The following is a 22,966-nucleotide window of genomic DNA, read 5'->3' as shown; positions in this document are numbered from 1 at the left end:
ACAAGTTTGGACAACTAAATTAAGCTGCTAACTGATTGGCAAGTTCTCGGTATTGTACCGGTGACTTGCCTTTTAGTTTGGTCCTGATTCTACGGTTATGGTAGATTGCAAATTTAATCCGAATTTTTGGACAAATTTGTCAGCATAACCTGATACGGTGTTTGCCAGTCGAGTATTTTAAGCGGTCGCTGGTTAATTTGGAGTAACGTCGTCGTTAAATCTTGAGCACTAATGTGCTCAAAACAAGTCCCTTTAGGATAAAAATAACGTAAATTCCGATTAAAGCGTTCATTACTACCACGTTCAGCTGGCGTATAAGCATGGCAGTAATAGGTCTTAATACCATATTGTGATTCAAGTGATACTAGCCCACTAAACTCAGTGCCACGGTCCACAGTAAAGCTGTGCACCGGACCATTAAAAGTGGTTAGGAACTTAGTTAGTGCTTCATTAACAGTCGCTGTCGTCCGATCTTTTAACCGGTATGCCCAAAGGAACCGTGATTTGCGATCGATTAAAGTTAATAAAACTGCCTTACTATGCCCACGAGGACCAACGACTGTATCTAGTTCAAAATCGCCGATGCGATTACGTTGATTAATCATCATGGGACGCTGTTCAATTGATCGCCCCAAAGATTGATTATATTTGGATCGTTGGTCAACGTTACGCCGTTGGCGTACGCCATGTTCAGGTAGATCATTCAAGGAGAAACCAATTCTCCCCTGATTTAGCCAATTATAAATAGACTTAGTAGCTAGTTTAAATTCGTGAGCAATCATTCCTGGTGACCAGCTTAGACGTAAATGGTTGAGAATTTTTTGCTTTAACTCATCGCTCAGCTTAGTTTTCCGACCACATCGTGATCGCTTGTATTCGGCATCTGTTTGTGCTAATTCAGCCTGATAAGGTTGACATCGAGATAATTCATAAGAAATTGTTGACGGTGATCGGTTCAGCCGAACGCCCATTTGGATATTGGACAGCCCTAGTTCACAAAAGGTTTCGATTTTAATTCGTTCGGAATAGGTTATACTAGACAAAAGATCAGCTCCTAAAAGATGGGTTTGTGGTAAACACCATTTTAAAGGAAGCTGATCTTTTTTGTCCGAACAGCGTTCGGATTAATTTTACAATCTACCTTATTATAAAATTCAATCCATTCAGTCATCGCTTGCGCGAGACTTTCTGAATTTTCGAAGTGTTCATCCATCATCTCTGCTTTCATGAGATGAAAAAATGATTCCATGGCGGCGTTATCTAAGCAAGTCGCCTTACGGGACATACTCTGAAAGGTATGATGAGTTTTAAGCGTTTTTTGCCACTGTTTATGTTGATACTGAAATCCTTGATCTGTGTGTACCGTTGTTCTATAAGGAAGCTCAGGTAATCCATCTAATGCTTCTTTTAGTGGTTTCAACGCAAATTCAAGAGTTGGGTGTGCGCTAATGTTAAATGCCAAAATTTCACCCGAAAATAAATCCATGATGGGTTCTAAATAGATTCGCTCGCTTTGACTCATCTGACCGTATCGAAATTCACTAACGTCGGCGACGAGTTTTTGATATGGTCGATCTGTCTTGAATCGACGGTGTAACTTATTTTTGGCGATTCTACCAACAGTTCCTTTGTATGAGTTATATTTGCGAGTTTGCTTATTAAAGGCCTGACATGTCCAGCCTTGCTCCTTCATAATTCGGAGGACGCGTTTATGATTAACTTTAAATCCCTGTTCATGCATAACTAACGTTATGCGACGGTAACCGTATTTTTGAGTATACTTGGCATCTGTTTGCCGAATTTCATCAATGGCTTGGATAACCTGGTCATCCTCATATTTTCGTCCCTGACTGTGCTTAGTGTAATAGTACGTGCTACGTGGTACCTTAACGGCTTTAAGGATAAAACTAATCGACGTTTTGAAGACCCGCCTCAGATCATCAATTAAGGTCACGGTTTCTCGTGAGCTGATTTTTCGTGATCTAAGGCATCGAGTTTTTTTAAAAATTCGTTCTCGATTCTTAACATCTTATTTTCTTGCTTGAGTTGCTTTAACTCATCTTTATCGTGGCGTGCTTGGATTTGTGCCGTTGTGGGTTTGGTCACTTTTTTATGTTTAGACATAGTCTTTGGATTTCCTCTCACTCTATTTAGTCTACTGAGCCCCTCTAAATCAAACTTTCTTTGCCATTGCCAGATAGTACTTGGTGAAGAGAGGTTGAAATGTAGTGCTGTTTCTGGAAGCGAAGCTTTGTGCTGTTGTTTCCAGTTTAATACTTCTATCTTGAACTCACTAGAGTATTCCAAATTCATAGGTTTCGGTTTTAATCCTGCAATGCCAAAACGATTAAAGCGATGAACCCATAGGAGAATCGTTTCATTGTTGGCAACATGGTATTTTCTGGCCAATTGAATGGAACTAATACCCGTTAAATATTGTGTCACAATAGAAATCCGTAACTCTAAATTAAATTTAGTCATAGTAAAACCCCCGAGATTGTTGTCCAATCTCGGGGGTTCACTTCAACCTCGTGATGAGATGAGTGGCTTTTTGGTTGTGTGGTAGATTGTAAAATTAATCCGAACGCTGTTCGGACAAAAAAGATCAGCTTCCTTTAAAATGGTGTTTACCACAAACCCATCTTTTAGGAGCTGATCTTTTGTCTAGTATAACCTATTCCGAACGAATTAAAATCGAAACCTTTTGTGAACTAGGGCTGTCCAATATCCAAATGGGCGTTCGGCTGAACCGATCACCGTCAACAATTTCTTATGAATTATCTCGATGTCAACCTTATCAGGCTGAATTAGCACAAACAGATGCCGAATACAAGCGATCACGATGTGGTCGGAAAACTAAGCTGAGCGATGAGTTAAAGCAAAAAATTCTCAACCATTTACGTCTAAGCTGGTCACCAGGAATGATTGCTCACGAATTTAAACTAGCTACTAAATCTATTTATAATTGGCTAAATCAGGGGAGAATTGGTTTCTCCTTGAATGATCTACCTGAACGTGGCGTACGCCAACGGCGTAACGTTGACCAACGATCCAAATATAATCAATCTTTGGGGCGATCAATTGAACAGCGTCCCATGATGATTAATCAACGTAAGCGCATCGGCGATTTTGAACTAGATACAGTCGTTGGTCCTCGTGGGCATAGTAAGGCAGTTTTATTAACTTTAATCGATCGCAAATCACGGTTCCTTTGGGCATACCGGTTAAAAGATCGGACGACAGCGACTGTTAATGAAGCACTAACTAAGTTCCTAACCACTTTTAATGGTCCGGTGCACAGCTTTACTGTGGACCGTGGCACTGAGTTTAGTGGGCTAGTATCACTTGAATCACAATATGGTATTAAGACCTATTACTGCCATGCTTATACGCCAGCTGAACGTGGTAGTAATGAACGCTTTAATCGGAATTTACGTTATTTTTATCCTAAAGGGACTCGTTTTGAGCACATTAGTGCTCAAGATTTAACGACGACGTTACTTCAAATTAACCAGCGACCGCTTAAAATACTCGATTGGCAAACACCGTATCAGGTTATGCTGACAAATTTGTCCAAAAATTCGGATTAAATTTGCAATCTACCTTTTTTTAGTGAAAAAACATTTAGGAGAATTACTATGGAATTAGACAATTCAATACAGCAAATGATAACAAAAGATTTAGTACAAAAAATGATTACTTCTATGGGTGGACAACCGAAAAGTAGTATTTCAAACATTGATTCAAAAATATTAACTGTTTTAGAACAACTTTATCGTGAGTTAAATTTTAGACCGTGCTCTTTGGCTACTTCTTTAGCCCATGGATATAGGAAAAATGATTTAATTGATGAATTAATAAGGTTGTTAGGTTATCAATCAGTGATGAGCCTTTGTAATTAAATAAAAAATAGGCCAGCAGATTACACTAAGTAGCTTGCTGGTTTTTATTACGTTAAAATCGGTTTTAAGACGTTTTATTATGCTTGGGTATATATTATAATAAGCAATGCACCTTGAAATCGCTTAGAAGACGTTTTAAAGGGTCTATACGGTGTGCTGTGTTGTGGTGTGTGATTGCGGTGTTGAACGTATAGATTAGATACTATTTGGTCGTGAAATATTTATCCCGCTACTTTTATTCTAATAATGTTGATACAATCTACCAAATATTACAATTCATTACAAAAACGGCCTTATATTACAAGCACCCCCTAAAAACGTAATGTTCTGATTATTGCACTGCAAACACTCACTAGTTATACTAGTCACTGTTGATTGGTTGAGACATCAACTGCTCGACCAATAGAAAATATATGTAAATAATCGAACACACGCAAATTATAGGAGGGTGTATTAATTATTATGAAAATCAAAAACCTTGTATTATCATCAACTGCTGCATTAGCTTTATTCGCTATCTCAACAACGGTTGCCAACGCTGATACTTATACTGTTAAGGCCGGCGATACTGTTTCAGCAATTGCCCAAGCTCACAACACTTCAGTTTCAGCCATTGAAAAGGCAAACAAGTTAGCTAATGTTAACTTAATCTTCATTGGTGATAAGCTTGAAGTCAATGGTACTACTACAATAACCACGACTTCTGCTGCTACAAGTGCTGCACCACAATCAGCAACTAGCCAAGCTACTTCTTCAGCTGCTTCAACTGCAACGAGTGCCAGTGCAACTAGTGTTTCTTCACAATCAGTTGCTAGCCAAGCTACTAGTTCTGCTGCTACTTCTTCAGCTGCTAGCCAAGCTACTTCAAGTGTTGCAACGAGTGCTGCTTCTTCAGCAAGCTCAACGCAATCAGCTGCTAGCCAAGCTTCAAGTTCTGCTGCAACCACTAGTCAAGCTTCATCAAGTGCTACTAGCTCAGCTGCATCATCAACAGCTTCAACAACCTCAACGACTTCAACACAGACGACTCAACAAACGACCACGACACAATCATCAGCTCAGACTAGTCAAACTCAAACTCAACCGAGCCAAGCTAGCCAGACCCAATCAAGTCAAACACAAACTAGCAAACCTGCTGCTCAGACGACGACTCAACGTCTAGTTTCAACATCAAACTATAGCAACAATGGTTCTGATAGTGCTGCTAAGGCTTGGATTGCTGGTAAAGAATCTGGTGGTTCATATTCTGCTCGTAACGGTCAATACTTCGGTAAGTACCAATTAAGTGCTTCATACTTAAACGGTGACTACTCCGCTGCCAACCAAGAACGTGTTGCTAACAGATATGTTGCTTCACGTTATGGTTCATGGAGCAACGCCAAGAGTTACTGGCTTGCTAATGGCTGGTACTAAAAAGCCACTTTAAATTAATAAATAAATGCAAAGATTGCGGATCATTTCTGATTCGCAATCTTTTTTTCTACTATTAAGTCCGTGCTGAAGCACGTGTGTCCCCCCACCAATACCCATTACAAAGTTACTCAGTTGCTAAGTGACTTTATAATGGGCCTTAGAGCATGCTGACAACCCGTTATTTAGATATGCGATATGCTTATTCTAGCAACCGCTTTAAGACGGACACGATCCAGACCTGCTAGTTGTCTCCCCCAATCGACGACCCACTCTCCCAACCAAAATACCACATGTTTTTATTTAACAATTCACCAACCTTAACGGAGAAAATCCAACTAATTTCCTGACTAAGTACAGTCCCGAACTCCCGACAGTTTGACGACTAGTCCACAACGACAACCACATACCATTCAGCTATGGCGTAATACTAACCCAGTAACGTTTTAGTAGCGATCGTCATGGGCTACTTTTGGCATAAACCTACTATAAGTAATACTTAATTAATCGACGCCTTCGTTAACCGACCACAATTGACTACACGATGCGCAACTTCTATCAATTATCTGCTTTACCGAAAAATAATTAGTCAGTGCCACGTCTCCAAGCAATAAAATGACTAGTTAAGTGTCACTGTAATCAGACTTCCCGACAAATTAACCCGTCAAAATTCACTAGTTAAGTACTTAAAATTATCGATAATCCTCGTTGACTTTTCATAAATCGACCAAAAGTGATCACTTTTATCGGATAAAGCGGCTAATTTTCATCATTAGTTTCCCCGCTTAATCATTGTCGTTATTGATTTTATAGCTAGTTAATCGGTATTGGCAGCGCTATTTTACAATCTACCATTTACACAAGATATTTTACGCTCTCCAAGATTCTTGACGCTACCACATATTGGAGTCGGTTATCAGATGGTTCAACTAGATAGTTAAGAATAGAATGCCCATAATTTATGGTTTCAATCAGTATATCGTAAATTATGAGCTTCTTTAAAGTGATTTCATTATGATGTATATGGCATAGTTGCTTTTCTTCGTGTTTAGGCTTACTATTTTGCAGTGCTATATTTCAATAATTAGCGTTGGGGGCAAGCAAATATGAATAAGCAACTAGAACGTGTTTCTTTTGCGGGGGCACTTGTTACTTTAGGAATTGTGTACGGTGATATTGGCACTTCACCATTGTATGTTATGAATGCATTGATTGGTGACGCCGGTAAAATGGGAAATATTTCTCCCAATTACGTGATTGGATCGATCTCGTTGATTTTTTGGACATTAATGATCATTACAACGTTGAAGTATGTTGTCATTGCAATGCAAGCCGATAATAAGCGTGAGGGTGGAATTTTTGCTTTATATGCATTGGTTCGAAAAAATTCAAAATGGTTAATTTGGCCAGCCTTGATTGGTGGGGCGGCCATTTTGGCCGATGGAACATTAACTCCTGCAGTAACTGTGACTTCAGCCATTGAGGGATTAAAAAAACAACACCTTGGCCCTGTGGTGTTTAGTAATTCTCAACATAACGTCTTGATTATCACAACAGTTGTTCTACTCGTATTATTTATGATTCAACGTTTTGGAACAGGTGTGATTGGGAAATCCTTTGGACCAGTGATGATTTTATGGTTTGGCTTTTTGGCTGTCTTTGGAATCGTTAATCTAATCAATTATCCAATGATATTGAAGGCTATTTCTCCTTATTATGCAATTAGGATACTATTCAGTCCAGTTAACAAAGTGGGAATCTTTATACTTGGAAGTATCTTTTTGGCAACCACAGGAGCAGAGGCTTTATATTCCGATATGGGTCACGTTGGCAAGCAGAATATTTATGTAACATGGCCACTAGTATATAGTACCCTATTTTTAAATTACTTAGGTCAGGGTGCTTGGATAATTAGACATGCAGGTGATACTGCTTACAGGAACTTATCGAACTTAAATCCCTTTTATGAAATGCTCCCCGGAACTTGGCGCCTAGTTGGCATTGTGCTAGCCACACTCGCTGCAATTATTGCCTCTCAAGCGTTGATTACGGGTTCTTACACTTTAGCCGATGAAGCAATTGGCTTAAAATTTTTACCTAGAATGGTTATTAGACATCCAAGTAATATAAAAAATCAAATTTATATTGCAACTGTTAACTGGATACTATGTATAATAACAATTAGTGTAGTCTGGTTCTTTGGTAGTTCACAAAAAATGGAGGCCGCGTATGGTTTAGCGATCACTATTACCATGCTTATGACTACTGTGCTTTTGCATGAATTCTTAAAGAAACACCTGGCTAAGGGAACAGCACTTATAATTGCCTTGTTTTTTGGTTTTATTGAGTTAATCTTTCTAATTTCAAGTTTGGTTAAGTTTATTCATGGCGGTTATGTTACGTTAACAATCATGTTGGGCATTCTTTATATTATGTGGCTTTGGTACTTTGGAAATAAACGAAGAGAACATTATGAGAAAGAAAGCGAGTATGTTTCACTTCTTGACTATCGTGATCAACTCTCTAAATTAAGCGCAGACAATACAGTACCTTTGTTCACGACTAACTTAGTGTATATGACTAAAATTAAGGGTGATTACCAAATTAAGCGTAGTACCATGTATTCTATTCTCGACAGACAACCTAAAAGAGCTAAAGTTTATTGGTTTGTTACAGTCAATGAAACCAATGCACCTTATGAAAGTAATTATACAGTTGATTTACTTGAGACGCATAATGTTGTTAACGTTCAATTTTACTTAGGGTTTAAGAAATCTCAATCCGTTAGTGTCTATTTACATCAAATTGTAAATCATCTAGTGGAACAAGGTATTTTAGAACCACAAATACCCACGTATTCAACAGAGCGACAACGGAAAGTCGGCGACTTTAAGTTTGTTATTATAAAGGAACAACCAGCAGATTTAATTGCCAATGATAAGTTAAGCTCGTTAGATAGAAGATTGATTGGCGGGCGCATCTACTTGCAGAAAATTACGGCCTCACCTATTTCATGGTATGGTTTGGAGTTTAGCAATGTCATAGAAGAAAGTTCTCCGTTATTTATTACTCAAGATCAGGATCAATACTTAATCCAAAAGAAAATTTATCATCGAGGCAGATTAAGCAAGACTGAAAAATGAGTATGCAGTAGTTTAAGTGCAACAACTAAGTTAGAAAAATTATATTTAGTTTTAGGTAGATTGTAAAATTAACCTTCAATGCATATTAATAATATTTCTAACGTTCATAATGAGTTTGAATCAATTTATTATAATAAGAATTATAAATAGTTTATCGACAGATTTTAGAGTTTCTATTAACCCGAGCCAATCAACGATGCTGCTAAGCCGGTTCAGGCTGGTCAAACAGAGGCTACTAATTTTGTAGATCAATGGTTGCCTCAAACTGATGAAACTGATCAACGACACATGACACTGAGTGGTTTATTACTATTAGCCATGAGTAGTTTGTTAGGACTCTTCGGAATGGCTAAGCGGCAGCGCAAAGAATAGGATGATATTATATGCTAAATCAGCAGCAAATTAAGAACCAGTTTGAGAGCTTAGCAACCCTGCAAGCTATTCAGAAACAGGCATACCAGATGTTAGTGCAAGGGCTGGCCACAACTGGGTTCTCAATGCGTGAGTGGGAAATATTAGTCTATCTTGAACAACACGGACAAGCTACTGCTAGTGAATTAGCTGATGCGTTCATGGTTACGCGCACACTAATTTCCAGGAATACTTGGCGATTGATTCAAGATAATTTAATTCAATCACAAGTGAATCCAAATGATCGACGAATTGTTTGGCTATCTTTGACTGTTAATGGCCAAGAAAGGGTCCAGGAAGGTGTTCGGCAAGTGCAAGCGAACTTAAAAACTTTCGACCAGAGTCACAATCTGGAGAAGTTGACTAAACAAGTGGAAGCTTTGTCACAACAACTGGCTAAGATAAATTAAAAGTTTTTCAAAGTAAGTAAAGATGCCTTAATGTAAATAAAGATCGGTCTGTTAAAACCCTTGGGCTTGAGCAGGCCGGTCTTTTATTGAATTGAAGCAAATTTAAACATTAAGATTATTTTTGGCTCGTGACAATAATTATTTTGTATACCCAAGTAATTAATCGAGCGCTGCAAGTATCAAAGTGTCTCCCCGTTAAAGGGCTTAGATATATTAGATGCAATTTTTTGGACGTCTTGAATATATAATGAGTAAAGTGTTTAGATAGAACAAGTCAGGTCACAACTTAACAGTTGTGGCCTCTTTTTTGATACTGTATAATTAAAGGGTTAGAACCGTGCCATTACTTAATGACATAAGTAAGGAGATAAAAAGATGAAATATGGCTATGCGCGGGTCAGTACCACTGATCAAAAATTAGCAAATCAAATTGAGTTACTAAAATTGGCAGGAGCAGAAAAAATCTTTCAAGAAAAGTTTACCGGCACAACTACTGAACGACCGGAGTTTCAAAAACTGTTGCGCGTTCTAAAAACAGGCGATACTTTGATTGTTACTAAGTTGGATCGGTTTGCACGGAACACGCGCGAGGCCTTAGCCATTATCCAAGAGTTGTTTAAAGAAAATGTCAAAGTCAACATTTTGAATATGGGCTTAATTGACAATACGCCGACTGGCCAATTAGTCTTTACAATATTTAGCGCCTTTGCGCAGTTTGAACGCGATATGATTGTCACGCGCACACAAGAAGGTAAATTGTATGCCAAGCAACATGATCCGTTGTTTCGGGAAGGGCGACCGAAAACGTATTCTGATGAACAGATCAGATTTGCTTATGAGTTGCGAAAACAAGGTATGACTTATAAGATGATTGAACGAAAGACGGGGATTAGTAAACGCACGCAACAGCGAAGGTTTAAGTCGATTTAAAAATAGGTGTTTTAAGAATTGAATGTTTAATTAATCACGTACGACGGGGATTGCCGCTTTATTAAACAGTTGTGAGAGAAATTTATTTAGGGATTTTAAGCACTATTTATACCTGTTGTGCTATTGAGGTTAGTTGTGATAAGGATTAATTTGTACTACAAAAGGCCTACTCAATTGTTAGTTGAGCAGGCCTTTTGCGGGTATTTTGATTAGAGCTATTAACCCTATGCTAATTATAAGGCTTAGCTTTCAAATGGAACATACTATTATCCAAATTATGATTTGTTAAGGTGGTGTTGTCATAGTTACTGAATTGAATCAATTGGGCAGAAACAAGAAAAATTTAACTAAGACCATGGACACCATTCAAAATTAAGGGAACGTCATCCTAAATCTATTGCCAATGGCGGGAATTGTTGATTTTTATTTATGCCAACTCGTGACCACATCTTATCATTGGATGGTATGAATGATGTTGACAGAAAAACTAGCATTAGAGGCCTCCTTATTATATATAGTAAAGGATACTAAACGAAATAGATTAAATATAGTATATAAAATCATTTTCTAAAGAAAATATGGCCTTTGATCCAACTGGGCATGATTTTCTTCATGCCCAAAGAGTGGCTAAGCTAGCTCAAAAAAAATATATAGAAGATTTTAAAAAAATGAAACTGATATTGGTCTGTATGTTGTGAAAGCAGCTAGCTATTTGCATGACACCATAGACTAAAAAGTCACTGCAGATAGAATAGACTGAGAGGAGTACGAATTATACTTAGCCATGAGAATATTACAACTCCGGCTAGAGAAGACATTTTAGATATTATCCAACATATGTCATATGCTGACAACATTGAACACCATTATCAGCTTTCTAACGAAGGTAAATGCGTTCAGGACGCTGATAGACTTGATGCACTAGGTGCAATCGGCATAGCACGTGCATTTGCTTACGGCGGGCACGCTGGACAGGAAATATATGATTCCAAAATATCAGTGAAGAAAATCAAAACACACGATGATTATCGCCATCACAAAAGTACAACCATCAATCACTTTTATGAAAAGCTGCTGAAATTAGCAAGTTCAATGAATACCAGAACGGGAAAGCAAGAAGCCAGTCGTCGAACAAAGTATATGCGTGATTTCTTATCTGAATTCCAAATGGAAACAGGTGTAAAAGATGAAACATAATGAGCATCTATTAGATAAATCGTATTTCGAAAAAGTCGCTGCACTTTTTAATAAAGGACAGTCTGATCCCCTGCTAGGTGAGGCCATGTGAACATATAATAATCTTCAGGAAGGTTTCACAGCCAATGAGCGCCTTCCAGACACGCTCGTTGATATTGCTGTTTGGCCCGTTTTTAATCGTGCTCCTCAGCTATATCGACAAGCACCCCAAATAAAAACCCGCCCTGCGTAACTTTGGTCGGTTACAAGGCGACAATGTATTTTGTAATCTAGACCACCGCCTTTAAAGCGGCTTGTCTGAGAAGCTCCGTTCACGCAGGGCTTCTTTTTCTTCCCCGCATTATAGCATGCCTTTAATTATCCTTCGACTATTTTAAATTAACTTTCTAATAGTTCTAGGGGACGCACGTTTTTTTGTACTAAAACAAAGGTAAAAACTAGTAGACATAATCAAAATATTTTTTGATCATGAACCGTACAGTGTGCTCTTCTCAATTGATAACAAGGCCTTTGGTGCAAACTGTGAGCTGGGTCCTGGGAGCTTGCTTCCACTCATTAAAAGTCCCGTTTATCGTCTCTTAGTGCAGCTTAAAATACCAACGGTGGGCCCATTTTAGCCACCTCGCATGAATCTTTATATTCAACACAATTTGTAGATCAATCAGATCGTCCACCAATTTGCATAGACACCATATATAGTGCTATAATTATCGCCTAAACACTATATATAGAAAAAGGACGATGATTAGTTACGGAAACCATAAATATTCTCTACATCAGTTTGAGTGGCAACACGAAATATTTTATTAGCAGACTGACAACATACTTTGAGAAAGAACGTCATGTTCGGGTTAGTTCAATTAATGTTAAAGAACACCCTGAATTCACCACTCTTGACCAGCCGTTTGTTACCTTCCTACCAGCCTTTCTTAAAGGTGGTAATGGGGTTAATGACGGTTATACTGAAATATTAACCACTATTTTGGGAGATTACCTCGCGTACGAAGGCAATTACCAGCATTGCTACGGTATTATCGGTAGCGGTAATCGTAATTTTAATAAGCAGTTTGCACTCACGGCTAAACAATATGCTAAACGCTTCGATTTTCCTTACATTACCGATTTTGAGCTACGTGGCACCGCACACGACATTCCTCGCATTGCCGATGCCATCTTAACCTATCGCAATCAATTTTGTTTTCAAACAACGAAGGAGTAATCCCTAATGGTAACTAGCACCCCAGAAATGGAAAATACCTATTTTTACTTAAATAACCTCGTAAATATCCCAAGCAACGGAGAAATTCCGCTACATTATGATCAAGAAGCCCTAAAGGCTTATTTCGAAGAGACAGTTAAACCGAAGACCAAGCAATTTGATTCGTTAAATGCCAAGTTAAATTACTTGGTTGACGAAGATTATATCGATCCAAGTATCCTGGAACAATACTCTCACAAGTTTGTGCAGTCCTTGTTCGACCAAATGAGAGACCATCACTTTCGTTTTCGCAGCTTTCTCGGTGCCTACAAGTTCTACACACAATATGCCATGAAAACTAATGATGGCCAGCAATTTTTGGAAGACTTTGTCGATCGCGTCGTCTTCAATGCCCTCTATCTCGCTAATGGTGATGAACAACTTGCCAATGACGTTGCCGATGAATTGATTTCACAACGTTATCAGCCTGCCACCCCCACGTTTCTCAACGCGGGTAAAAAACGGCGCGGTGAAATGGTATCATGTTTTTTAATCGATGTGGCCGACTCCATGCTCTCAATTGGACGCGGCGTTAATTCTGCCCTTCAACTATCTCGAATCGGTGGGGGCGTCGGCGTTAACCTGTCAAACTTGCGCGCCTCAGGTGATCCTATTAAGCAGATTTCCAACGCCTCGTCTGGCGTTGTACCAGTGATGAAGTTACTTGAAGACTCATTTAGCTACAGTAACCAACTTGGGCAACGGAACGGCGCCGGAGTGGTTTATCTCAACGTCTTCCATCCTGACATCTTACATTTTCTGGATACCAAAAAGGAAAATGCGGACGAAAAAATTCGGGTGAAGACCTTGTCCCTCGGTTTGATTGTTCCTGATAAATATTATGAATTACTCAAGACTAACGAACCAATGTATCTTTTTAGCCCCTATGATGTCGAACGTGAATATCGTACGCCATTTGCTTACATCGATATCACCAAAGAATATAACAACATGGTCGCTAACCCCAATATTAAGAAGTCAGTTTTTAACGCGCGGAAACTAGAACAAAAGATTTCTCAACTCCAACAAGAATCTGGTTATCCTTACATCTTGAACATTGATACGGCCAACCAAACTAACCCTGTCGATGGCAAAATTATTATGAGTAACCTTTGTAGTGAGATCTTACAGCCTCAAGAACCGTCAAAACTTGATGATGACCTATCGTACAAGACAATTGGCACCGATATTTCATGTAATCTCGGATCAACTAATATCATGAATATGATTGACTCGCCGGACTTCGGTCACTCAGTTGAGGTTGCTGTTCGTGCGCTCACCCTCGTAACTGACACAACCGACGTTAAGGAAGTACCGACTGTTAAACATGGTAACGAACTTTACCACACGATTGGATTAGGGGCTATGGGTCTGCATACTGCCCTTGCACGCCACCAAATTGAGTATGGCTCACCAGAGGCCCTTGAATTTACTGATGCCTACTTCCTAGCTTTAAACTACTATTCACTCGTTACGAGCAATCGAATTGCCCGTGAACGCCACGAAACCTTCGCTAAATTTGACCAATCAAAGTACGCTGATGGCAGTTACTTCGATCAATACTTGAACGCAGACTTTGAATTCAAGAGTACCAAAGTTGCAAAAATCTTCAAAAATATTAAATTACCATCTGTTACAGATTGGAAGGCACTCAAGCAAGCTGTGATTACTGGCGGCCTTTATCATCGTAATAGACTCGCTGTGGCACCGAACGGGTCAATTTCGTACGTCAATGAAACAAGTGCATCACTTCATCCAATCACACAATTAGTAGAACAACGTCAGGAAAATAAGGTAGGCTCAATCTTCTATCCAGCACCTTACCTGTCTAACGAAACTTTGCCTTACTACACACCCGCATATGATATTGATCAACGAAAAATTATTGACACCTATGCCGTAGCTCAAAAGCACATTGATCAAGGCATGAGTCTGACACTATTTATGCGTTCAGTTTTGAAACCTGACCTTTACGAGTGGAAGGACAATAACAATTTAAAGATGACAACCCGAGACCTTAACCGGTTACGGAATTACGCCTGGACAAAGGGCATTAAGTCACTTTATTACATTCGAACGTTTACAGAAGACGATGAAATTAAAACGGCAAATGAATGTGAATCATGCATGATCTAGGAAATTCACTTGGGGTCTTACCGTCCGTTTAACACACCGGCATACGTTATTGGGTCACAAGACCCATATACCCATGAATCCTAATTAAGGAGACGAACAAATAACGATGGACTATTTATACTACAAAGCAATTAACTGGGATGATATTAAAGATAATTTCGATAAATACATGTGGGAACGACTCACCACTAACTTTTGGTTGGACATTCGGATTCCCATCACGAATGATCAAACGGCTTGGCAACAGCTATCAGATACTCAACAACAGGCCATTACTCGTATGTTGGCAGGTACATCAATGTTAGCCGTCTACCAATCAGAAGTTGGCACCCCTGCTATTCGCCACGATCGGCGAACTCAACAAGAAGAATCCGTATTAAACACCATTACCTTTATGAAATCAGTCCATGCCAAAAGCTGTACGACCATTTTCCGGGCTCTGATTCCGGGTAACGGCGGTGAAAGTTTTACTTGGGCAGATGATAATGCCAATCTGCAAGCTGAAATTGACCAACTAGCCCAAATGAGCACTAGCGATATGGCCTTACAGAAAAAAGCCCTTTTTATTCTGACTGAAACTGGGCTCTCGTTTGGTAAATACTGGACAATACTTCAAACACAGGCTCTCGTCAATACTTACCAAATGTTGGCTAATATTCTCCGCGGTAGCGCCCTTTTTAGTGCTTATATTGGTTACAAATTTCGCCTCAGATTTGAAGAACTCACTGTAAGTGATCAAACCGAACTGCAGTATTGGATTAATACACAGTTTGATCAACTCATGCAAACTGAAAAAGACTTCTTAGAAGCTAACCTTGACGATGCCACCGAAGCCATCAATCTGGCCTCCTATGGTGCCAATCATGCATTAATGTCACTTGGCTTTAACGCTGTCTACGAAGTTCAACCGTCTTCACTAGTGGCGCAACTCAAAGAACTGATGATTGACCAAAATCAATTTTTGCAACAGGTAACGGCTGCAAACAATGAATCGGACACTGAAAAAATGACCGATGACGACTACGACTTTTAAGGAGTATTCAACTAATGAGCTATAAAACAATTAATTGGGACATCATCGAAGACGAACTTGACGAATATGTATGGGATAAAGCAACGGCACAATACTGGCTGGATACGCGAGTACCTGTTTCTAATGATTTACGGGACTGGCGGACACTCTCTGGCACCGAAAAATCGGTTATCAATCGGGTTGTGGGTGGATTAGCCTTGCTGGATACACTCCAATCTGAAGAAGGAGTCGACGTGATGCGGCCCGACGTTCGGACACGAAAAGAAGCAGCAGTCCTCAATGACTTTTTGATGATGGAGTCAATTCATGCCAAAAGCTACGGCACTATTTTGACATCTTTGAACGATCAAGCCACTGTTGACGAAGTATTCAAATGGATGAACAATAATCCCAGAATGCAATACAAAGCCAAACGGATCAATGATATTTATCAAACGGGAAACAACCTTGAAAAGAAAGTTGCAAGCGTCTTTCTTGAAGGAATTTTGTACTACACCAACTTTTTTACCCCACTTTGGTACCGTGGTAACAATAAGCTGGCAAATCTTTCTGAAGTTATCAAACTGGTGATCCGCGATGAATCTGTTCATGGTACCTACCTCGGCTACAAATTTCAATTGGGATATAACGAGCTATCGGCGACTGAACAAAAAACATTCAAAAAGTGGATGGATGAGTTGCTCGACGATCTCCTTGAGAACGAGTTTGCGTTCACCGAAGAAGTTTACGCGCCGATTGGGTTAGCGGAAGACGTTAAACAATTCGTTCACTACAACGCCAACAAGGCGCTCCAAAATATGGGCTTTGAATCCCGCTTCCCTAATGCTGAGATTAAAGATATCAACCCAATCGTAATGAACGGAATTTCAACCGAAACGGCCAATCATGATTTCTTTTCACAAGTTGGTGCTGGCTATCTAATGGGTAATGCTGAAGCTATGAGTAGCGGCGACTATGACTTCTAACATAGGCTTCTAGGCATAATTAAAATTAAAAAAAGGCTAATATCTACAGGAAATATTAAAGTAAAGCCCCCTGAGTTGTACTAGTCCCTGTCAAGTTGTCATTTGAAATAATATAAGTTTTTCTTTGCTTAAACGGCCTCATTCCAGTATTCCGCTGGGGTGAGGTCGTTTCTTGCTGGTGAACGATCTAGTTGATTAAAATAGTTGATGCCTTCTTCGACCAAGGCCACTAATTTAATTAGACTTATTAAGTAAAGAAAATAGGGACCCTTTCAGTTAACATGTGCTAACCAAAAGGGGGGCCCTATTTTCTTTTAATACCGTATTTCACACGGTATCGAATAAAGGTCGTCCGTTTAATACCTGTATTACGGGCAACATCGACATCACTCATGCCTGCCTCGTAAAGCTTAAAAGCATGTTGCAAGCGGGGATCGTCTTGGGTGTATTGGGGTTTGCGCCCATGATATTTACCCTGCTGCTTAGCTAAGGCAATCCCTTGCTGCTGGCGCTCAATGATTCGCTTACGTTCACTTTCGGCCTGATACTTATAGAGTTCAATAATCAAGTTGGTCATCAGTTGACGTAAATTTGGGTCAGCAATTCCTGTCATGGACGGTAAATTCAACACATCTAGGGTGGCACCCTTATTTTGAATGGAATTCATGATCTTAGTCAAATCATGGTTGTTTCTGCCTAAGCGATCTAATTCAGTGACCATTACAATATCACCCTCACGAATATAGACCAGCATTTTTTGCAGTTCTGGCCGATTCGTGTTAGCCCCACTTAATTTATCCGTAAACAATTTATCAACACCTTTTAAAGCCGCCAACTGTCGATCTAAATGTTGCTCCTTGGAACTCACGCGCGCATAACCGATTTTAGCCATTTCCAGTTCTCCTTTTGGACAGTTCTAATGAACATTTGTAATTCTTAGTATAGCACAGAAACAAAAACGGCCACTAGGGTATACCCTAGTGGCAAGATGCAGTTTACAGAGAATGGTCTGAAAAACAGTTAGACCAGTAAAACCCCTGAGTTTGGATTTACTCCAACTCAGGGGTTTGCTTTACTTATTAATCTAATAAATCTTTTCGTTTGGTGCTCAATCACTACTTATTTGATGCACACCAGGTAACTGGGTCAAGGTAAAATTAATTTTTCAGTTGGCAAATTACAAGTTTAATCCGAACAAGCCCGGAATCTTTCAATGGCAGTCTGTTGATGATGTATTTTTAATGGTCGTTGATTAATTAGTTCAAGTGCTGCTAGGATCTCATCAGTCGTTACTTGGCTAAAATTGGTCTTTTTCGGGAAGAACCAGCGTAACCGTCTATTAAAATATTCATTGGAACCTCGCTCCCATGGTGAATATGGATGGCAAAAATAAACTTTGATCTGATAATCCTGTTCTAAGGCCTGATAATTGGCAAACTCTTTACCATGATCAACAGTAATGGATTTTACTTGGGGACCGAAGGCCCCCATAAACTTGCCAAAGGCGGTGTTTAGAGCCTTAGCCGTTCTATTAGGGGCTTTGATGGCCCATAGAAGTCGGGTCTTACGTTCTACGAATGTAACCAGACATGATCGTGGCTCACTTCGACTAGAAAGCACCGTATCTACTTCCCAATGACCAAAAGCTAACCGTTGATTAACAGTTGTTGGCCGTTGTTCGATGGAAGTCCCACTTGTAAATTTCCCACGATTTTCGCTCACTCGGTGCTGGCGGACATTCCGATTGGGTAGATCAGTCAATTTGAAGGGGAGCCAGCCACGATTAAGCCAATTATAAATTGACGCAGTGCTCAAGTTATAAGCGGCCGCAATGGTTTCTGGTGACCAGGTTAATCGTAAGTGATTGGTAATTAAAGTCGCTAATGCTGCCGTCAGCATCGAACGACGACCGCAATTCCGCCTTTTGCGATCTGCATCTTGCTGAGCTAATTCTGGATCATAAGGTTTAACCCGGTCCAACTCATAGCTAATCGTAGCTTTGGCGACGCCTAAGGCGTCAGCCATTACTTGGTAAGATTTATTTCCCTCATTGACCAGTTGTGCTAGTGCGCCACGTTGAAAACGTGATAAAGTAGATGTACCCAAAGTAATCACTCCCTATATTGGTTGGAATTAGCTACTACCATTGTAAGTGATTGCTTTGGGCTTTTTAATTTCTGTTCGGATTAATTATAGAATTTGCCTTTTTCAAACAGCTAGACGATACTATAGCTCTTCATCAGCGTAAGCTTGAAAAACTCCAGGAACTCAAAAAAGGGTATCTACAAAAGATGTTTTGCTGATTCTTAATTTGATCAAATTTAGGATCCCATGAAACTCCATGATCTATTTTTATTGTGCTTGGTCAATACTTAATTCACCTGTATAATAGATTACGCAGGAAGGTTTAAGGGCGGTGGCTGTCTTTTCCCTTGTGAGGTGAGGCCCATGGGAACATGGAATAATCTTCAGGAAGGTTTCACAGTCAATGAGCGTCTTCCAGGCACTCTCGTTGATGTTGCTGTTTGGCACGTTTTTAATCGCGCTACTCAGCTATATCGACAAGCACCACAAATAAAAAAGCCGCCCTGCGTAACTTTGGTAGGTTACAGGGTAGCTTAATGCTGTCTTATTAACTTCGCCACCGCCTTTGAAGCGGCTTGCGTAGGAAGTCTTGTTAGCGCAAGGCTTCCTTTTCTGTCTACATTATAGCATGACTATGAAAAATTGGGTAGCAAGGCATTTTCGGCATATTATTTATCTTTGTATTTTTCAAAATAGGTTCAACTAATTCTGTTTCAGCGTTTTTCGTACTTCACCGTATTTGTATATAGTTTTCCAATATGTTTATGTCTGCCAACGGACCCACTTAATCTGATACCTACCATTATGATAAACCAATTTACCTATTAACTTAGTCTTGGTGCTTTTTTTCTAAGGTTGCTAATAATGCATCAATCCGTTGTTTAACTTGGGGTCGTTGGGTTGTATCAGTTAACAGTACTAACGTATCACCTTCATGAATCAAGGTGTCACCATGTGGAATCACTTCTTGTTCGCCACGCCGGATTCCAATGAGCAGTGCTTCTTTAGGCCATGGCATGTCTCGGACCATTTTGCCGTTTAAGGGACTGCCAAAGAAAACCGGTATTTCCAAATGATCAGGTCGATGAAGTTGCTGAACAGTTTTAGGCATTGTCATCTGCTTAAGCAATGCTTCATAGATTGGTGCACCGCCTAATAAATCAACAACAAGGTAAGCAGTTAACGATATGACTGCTAATGGCATTAAATGTGTTAAATTGCCAACCATTTCTGTTACCAGCAAGATAGCTGTGAAGGGAGCTTTTCCGATTCCAGCAAAGTAACCGGCCATGGAAAAAATGATTAGGTTCATGATATAGACATGCGATAATAATCCTAATTGATTCATTAAGACGCCATAAACCGCACCAATCACAGCACCTAAAGAAAGAATCGGCAAGAAAATACCGCCAGGTAATCCGGAACCATATGAAATCATTGAAAAGACGAATCGTATAATAAAAATTGCAATTAGTACAAACAAAGGTGGAACATGCTGGCCAAATCCCAAAATTAAGCCATTACCACCACCGAGTAAATTTGGCGAAAAGTAACCAACTAAAATTACCAGCAGAAATGGTACGATACCTTGTATTGGGCGTGGCAAATGTGTCAATTGATGATACCACCTAGGCATAACTAACAAGACCCGTTGATATAAGTAACCAAATAATCCCAAAACAATGCCGAGTAAAATTAAGTGCCAATAATTTGATACTGGTAAACTACGTGAATAACTTAAATGTAACACGGGAACAAGTCCGAAAACATTCAGCGAAATAAAATTTGAACCAATTGCTCCGGCTAATGCTGTTAACCAAACCAGCGGTGAAAAATTATGGTAAATCTCTTCTAAGACAAATAGAGTTCCAGCAATGGGGGCATTAAACGCTGCTGCTAATCCAGCAGCGGCGCCTGATGCAATTAGTAGTCGGCGATCAGTTCCTGATAACTTAAACTCAGAAGCGAAACCTTGACCAACTGACGCACTTAATTGAATCGCTGGTCCTTCTCGTCCGAGAAATAATCCAGGTCCCAATGCCAGAATACCACCGATAAATTTTCGCCAAAGAATTGACCACCAGTGCATTTCCAATTCACCAGCCAATTGACCTTCAACTTGCGGAATTCCAGAACCAGCGATATAAGGTTCTCTCTTGAGAAGTCGAGCCACAATTAACGCTAAACCAAGGTTGATGCCTATCAACAATGCCCATTCCCACCAAACAAACGGCGCGATTCGTAAGTATCTATATACCAATCGACTATAGTGCAGCCCTATCTCAATACAATAGCGAAATAAGCTAACAACGGTGCCACTCATTAAACCCACAAGCAGGCCGAGTAAAACAAATCGCAAACGAGTAACGTCAAATTTTTCTTTTACAAGCTGTATCAAATAACTAATCCTCCATTATAACCAATATTATATAATTTAGTACTTAATTAAACTAGGCAATATCTCGATGAAATCTAGTAGTTATTTTTCACAGAGAAGGGGTGTCATACCGCTAAAATGTTTTAGTAGTTTATATGACGAGCCGCATGTTTGAGTAGTAATGGTGCTAATAACGTTGTTAGGATAATGGCAGTGATAATTGCCGAATAGTAATCATCACTGATTAGTTTGGATTGGTAGCCTATTTGAGCGATAATCAAGGCCATTTCCCCACGCGAGACCATCCCTGCACCAACGAGGTAAGCTTCATTCGAACTGAATCCGGCCCATTTAGCCCCACTCCCCGCTCCTAATAGTTTCGTCAGTGTTGCCACAATTGTCAATACGATAATTAATAACAAATCGTGTTCTATGCCAGCTAGTGACATACTTAAACCAATTGAAACGAAGAATACAGGAATGAAAATCGCATAACCGATTGGTTCGATACTTTGATCAACTTCATGAGCTACATGAGTTTGTGCAATCGCAATTCCTGCAAAAAAGGCCCCAATTACTGCACTCAGTCCAATCAGATTTGCAATATATGCCATACCAAAACACAAAATCATCGCCATTATAGTAGGTCCCACTGGATTCAATAATTTGGTGCCTAGTCTAGCGAGGAGAGGGGCGATAAAACGCATCACGAAATAAATTGCGGCAAAGTAAATTAGCTGCTCTAAAAAAGTCAGAGCTAGCGGTATCTGGGTATCCGTACCAGCCTTTGTACCTATTAAACTTACCATAATGCTAAGTAAAACGACAGCTAGCACATCGTCAACCACCGCGGCACCGAGGACTGTTGAACCGCTCTTACTATCAAGTAAATTTAGTTCTTTCATGACAGCAACTGAAATTGAAACCGACGTTGCGGCAAAAATAACGCTCAAAAACAAGCTTTCAAATTGTGTCAAGCCAAAAACAATACCAACTGGATAGATCAGTACCATCGGAATCAAAACTCCTAACAACGCGACAATTATGCTAGGACGCAAATATTTTTTAAGCAATGTAAGATCACTCTCAAGTCCGGCGATAAACATTAAGATGATAACCCCAATCTCTGAAAAAATATGGATGAAATCATTGGCGTGAACCCAATTCAACAACGCAGGGCCAAGAATAATTCCAACAAATAATTGACCGATCACTGCTGGGATACCAACCCTAGAGGCTAGATGGCCAAATAGACTAGTTGTAATCAAGATGATCACCAAGGTACCTAAAAATTCCAAACAAAAACCTCCTCATACAAAAAACGTAAACCCAGATACCTCTTACACACCCCTGAAAGAGAACACCTTGAGCTTACGTCAACTGATTTATTTATTCATGTTTTAATAATACTTCTTATATGCTAGCAAACTAATCAAAAATATTCAAGTAACGATAAGTTGTCACATTTAGTTACTTATTCGAAACACAGACACCGCCAACTTTAAAAGTGATTTCTGAATTTTCTTTATCTATTTTAAATATCTGGATCGTTTTCTCCAGCTATAAATCATGCTGGATACATAACCGAGCTAAAAAGACACCGTAGGTATATTATCAGGTCCAAGGAATCCAAACTAGCAGCGACCAAAACATCATTGATTTCTTGTTTGAGGCTAGTGTAATTCTTCTTTTCTATGATGAACCTTAGA

20 protein-coding genes and 3 pseudogenes are annotated in these 22,966 nt (G+C 39.6%); 15 read left to right on the top strand and 8 right to left on the bottom strand.

The window, feature by feature from the left end; all coding sequences use genetic code 11:
* Positions 1-19 precede the first annotated feature (19 nt).
* From RA086_RS15985 to RA086_RS15525, 4 genes are read right to left on the bottom strand one after another with little or no spacing between them, the layout of a single operon-like run.
* A complete protein-coding gene (locus RA086_RS15985; protein ID WP_407659105.1) occupies positions 20-106 on the bottom strand; it encodes an IS3 family transposase in 87 nt (28 codons plus the stop codon).
* Between the two features lie 7 nt (positions 107-113).
* Positions 114-1,043 carry an IS30-like element ISLpl1 family transposase gene (locus RA086_RS15535; RefSeq protein WP_046041370.1) on the bottom strand — a complete coding sequence of 310 codons (930 nt, stop codon included), beginning with the start codon at positions 1,041-1,043 and terminating at the stop codon, positions 114-116.
* A 41-nt stretch (positions 1,044-1,084) separates the two neighbouring features.
* A complete protein-coding gene (locus RA086_RS15530; protein ID WP_308704626.1) occupies positions 1,085-1,972 on the bottom strand; it encodes an IS3 family transposase in 888 nt (295 codons plus the stop codon).
* On the bottom strand, positions 1,951-2,481 hold the full coding sequence (locus RA086_RS15525; RefSeq protein WP_001748115.1) for a helix-turn-helix domain-containing protein: 531 nt from the start codon (positions 2,479-2,481) through the stop codon (positions 1,951-1,953). The genes RA086_RS15530 and RA086_RS15525 overlap by 22 nt, the downstream gene beginning before the upstream one ends.
* A 179-nt stretch (positions 2,482-2,660) precedes the next feature.
* Here RA086_RS15525 and RA086_RS15520 point away from each other — a divergent pair, with 179 nt between their 5' ends.
* The 13 genes and pseudogenes from RA086_RS15520 to nrdF all read left to right on the top strand — a co-directional run bounded on the left by RA086_RS15520 (position 2,661) and on the right by nrdF (position 16,795).
* Complete coding sequence (locus RA086_RS15520) at positions 2,661-3,590, top strand: IS30-like element ISLpl1 family transposase (RefSeq protein WP_308704610.1); 930 nt, start codon at positions 2,661-2,663, stop codon at positions 3,588-3,590.
* Between the two features lie 48 nt (positions 3,591-3,638).
* The gene (locus RA086_RS15515; RefSeq protein WP_027821216.1) at positions 3,639-3,902 is read left to right on the top strand and encodes a hypothetical protein; all 264 of its coding nucleotides are present in this window, start codon (positions 3,639-3,641) and stop codon (positions 3,900-3,902) included.
* Between the two features lie 462 nt (positions 3,903-4,364).
* The gene (gene apf, locus RA086_RS15510; RefSeq protein ID WP_041153583.1) at positions 4,365-5,315 is read left to right on the top strand and encodes an aggregation-promoting factor; all 951 of its coding nucleotides are present in this window, start codon (positions 4,365-4,367) and stop codon (positions 5,313-5,315) included.
* A 1,103-nt stretch (positions 5,316-6,418) separates the two neighbouring features.
* Positions 6,419-8,455, top strand: coding sequence for a KUP/HAK/KT family potassium transporter (locus RA086_RS15505; RefSeq protein WP_027821214.1), 2,037 nt, complete (start codon positions 6,419-6,421; stop codon positions 8,453-8,455).
* A 288-nt stretch (positions 8,456-8,743) separates the two neighbouring features.
* Complete coding sequence (locus tag RA086_RS15500) at positions 8,744-8,827, top strand: hypothetical protein (protein WP_308704625.1); 84 nt, start codon at positions 8,744-8,746, stop codon at positions 8,825-8,827.
* Positions 8,828-8,838: 11 nt separating this feature from the next.
* Entirely contained in the window at positions 8,839-9,276 is a 438-nt protein-coding gene (locus RA086_RS15495; RefSeq protein ID WP_024305872.1) for a MarR family winged helix-turn-helix transcriptional regulator, read from the top strand.
* Positions 9,277-9,651: 375 nt separating this feature from the next.
* Entirely contained in the window at positions 9,652-10,206 is a 555-nt protein-coding gene (locus RA086_RS15490; protein ID WP_020923829.1) for a recombinase family protein, read from the top strand.
* Positions 10,207-10,784: 578 nt separating this feature from the next.
* A pseudogene (locus RA086_RS15485) lies at positions 10,785-11,403 on the top strand (HD domain-containing protein).
* A gap of 91 nt (positions 11,404-11,494) precedes the next feature.
* A pseudogene (locus RA086_RS15480) lies at positions 11,495-11,676 on the top strand (hypothetical protein); the annotation flags it as partial.
* A gap of 487 nt (positions 11,677-12,163) precedes the next feature.
* Positions 12,164-12,622 carry a class Ib ribonucleoside-diphosphate reductase assembly flavoprotein NrdI gene (nrdI, locus tag RA086_RS15475; protein WP_072533468.1) on the top strand — a complete coding sequence of 153 codons (459 nt, stop codon included), beginning with the start codon at positions 12,164-12,166 and terminating at the stop codon, positions 12,620-12,622.
* 27 nt (positions 12,623-12,649) lie between these two features.
* A complete protein-coding gene (gene nrdE / locus RA086_RS15470; protein WP_164510602.1) occupies positions 12,650-14,797 on the top strand; it encodes a class 1b ribonucleoside-diphosphate reductase subunit alpha in 2,148 nt (715 codons plus the stop codon).
* Between the two features lie 106 nt (positions 14,798-14,903).
* The gene (locus RA086_RS15465; protein WP_010623241.1) at positions 14,904-15,830 is read left to right on the top strand and encodes a ribonucleotide-diphosphate reductase subunit beta; all 927 of its coding nucleotides are present in this window, start codon (positions 14,904-14,906) and stop codon (positions 15,828-15,830) included.
* A 14-nt stretch (positions 15,831-15,844) separates the two neighbouring features.
* On the top strand, positions 15,845-16,795 hold the full coding sequence (gene nrdF, locus RA086_RS15460; protein WP_020923860.1) for a class 1b ribonucleoside-diphosphate reductase subunit beta: 951 nt from the start codon (positions 15,845-15,847) through the stop codon (positions 16,793-16,795).
* 304 nt (positions 16,796-17,099) lie between these two features.
* Here nrdF and RA086_RS15455 read toward each other — a convergent pair whose 3' ends face one another.
* Both RA086_RS15455 and RA086_RS15450 read right to left on the bottom strand, forming a co-directional pair.
* Positions 17,100-17,687: a recombinase family protein gene (locus tag RA086_RS15455; protein WP_308704517.1), complete on the bottom strand. Its 588-nt coding sequence runs from the start codon at positions 17,685-17,687 to the stop codon at positions 17,100-17,102.
* A gap of 293 nt (positions 17,688-17,980) precedes the next feature.
* On the bottom strand, positions 17,981-18,901 hold the full coding sequence (locus RA086_RS15450) for an IS30-like element ISLsa1 family transposase (protein ID WP_056986401.1): 921 nt from the start codon (positions 18,899-18,901) through the stop codon (positions 17,981-17,983).
* Positions 18,902-18,996: 95 nt separating this feature from the next.
* Between RA086_RS15450 and RA086_RS15445 the strand changes: the two are divergent.
* Positions 18,997-19,098: pseudogene (locus RA086_RS15445) on the top strand (restriction endonuclease subunit S); the annotation flags it as partial.
* A 185-nt stretch (positions 19,099-19,283) separates the two neighbouring features.
* Positions 19,284-19,373, top strand: a complete 90-nt coding sequence (locus tag RA086_RS15440; protein WP_107696660.1) for a putative holin-like toxin — start codon at positions 19,284-19,286, stop codon at positions 19,371-19,373.
* A gap of 336 nt (positions 19,374-19,709) precedes the next feature.
* Here RA086_RS15440 and RA086_RS15435 read toward each other — a convergent pair whose 3' ends face one another.
* A complete protein-coding gene (locus tag RA086_RS15435) occupies positions 19,710-21,278 on the bottom strand; it encodes a ClC family H(+)/Cl(-) exchange transporter (RefSeq protein ID WP_087509189.1) in 1,569 nt (522 codons plus the stop codon).
* 122 nt (positions 21,279-21,400) lie between these two features.
* Positions 21,401-22,555 (bottom strand): cation:proton antiporter, encoded by a 1,155-nt coding sequence (locus RA086_RS15430; protein WP_057706645.1) that lies wholly within the window; start codon positions 22,553-22,555, stop codon positions 21,401-21,403.
* Positions 22,556-22,966 lie beyond the last annotated feature (411 nt).

The sequence above is a fragment of the Lactiplantibacillus brownii genome (assembly GCF_031085375.1).
In the GTDB taxonomy this organism is placed as follows: Bacteria; Bacillota; Bacilli; order Lactobacillales; family Lactobacillaceae; genus Lactiplantibacillus; species Lactiplantibacillus brownii.
This window is presented reverse-complemented; position numbering and strand designations above follow the sequence as displayed.

Coding starts and splice junctions, on each gene's coding strand:
- RA086_RS15525 (WP_001748115.1), bottom strand. CDS start 2,481: ATGACTAAATTTAATTTAGAGTTACGGATTTCTATTGTGACACAATAT.
- RA086_RS15515 (WP_027821216.1), top strand. CDS start 3,639: ATGGAATTAGACAATTCAATACAGCAAATGATAACAAAAGATTTAGTA.
- apf (WP_041153583.1), top strand. CDS start 4,365: ATGAAAATCAAAAACCTTGTATTATCATCAACTGCTGCATTAGCTTTA.
- RA086_RS15505 (WP_027821214.1), top strand. CDS start 6,419: ATGAATAAGCAACTAGAACGTGTTTCTTTTGCGGGGGCACTTGTTACT.
- RA086_RS15500 (WP_308704625.1), top strand. CDS start 8,744: ATGACACTGAGTGGTTTATTACTATTAGCCATGAGTAGTTTGTTAGGA.
- RA086_RS15495 (WP_024305872.1), top strand. CDS start 8,839: ATGCTAAATCAGCAGCAAATTAAGAACCAGTTTGAGAGCTTAGCAACC.
- RA086_RS15490 (WP_020923829.1), top strand. CDS start 9,652: ATGAAATATGGCTATGCGCGGGTCAGTACCACTGATCAAAAATTAGCA.
- nrdE (WP_164510602.1), top strand. CDS start 12,650: ATGGAAAATACCTATTTTTACTTAAATAACCTCGTAAATATCCCAAGC.
- RA086_RS15465 (WP_010623241.1), top strand. CDS start 14,904: ATGGACTATTTATACTACAAAGCAATTAACTGGGATGATATTAAAGAT.
- nrdF (WP_020923860.1), top strand. CDS start 15,845: ATGAGCTATAAAACAATTAATTGGGACATCATCGAAGACGAACTTGAC.
- RA086_RS15455 (WP_308704517.1), bottom strand. CDS start 17,687: ATGGCTAAAATCGGTTATGCGCGCGTGAGTTCCAAGGAGCAACATTTA.
- RA086_RS15440 (WP_107696660.1), top strand. CDS start 19,284: ATGAGCGTCTTCCAGGCACTCTCGTTGATGTTGCTGTTTGGCACGTTT.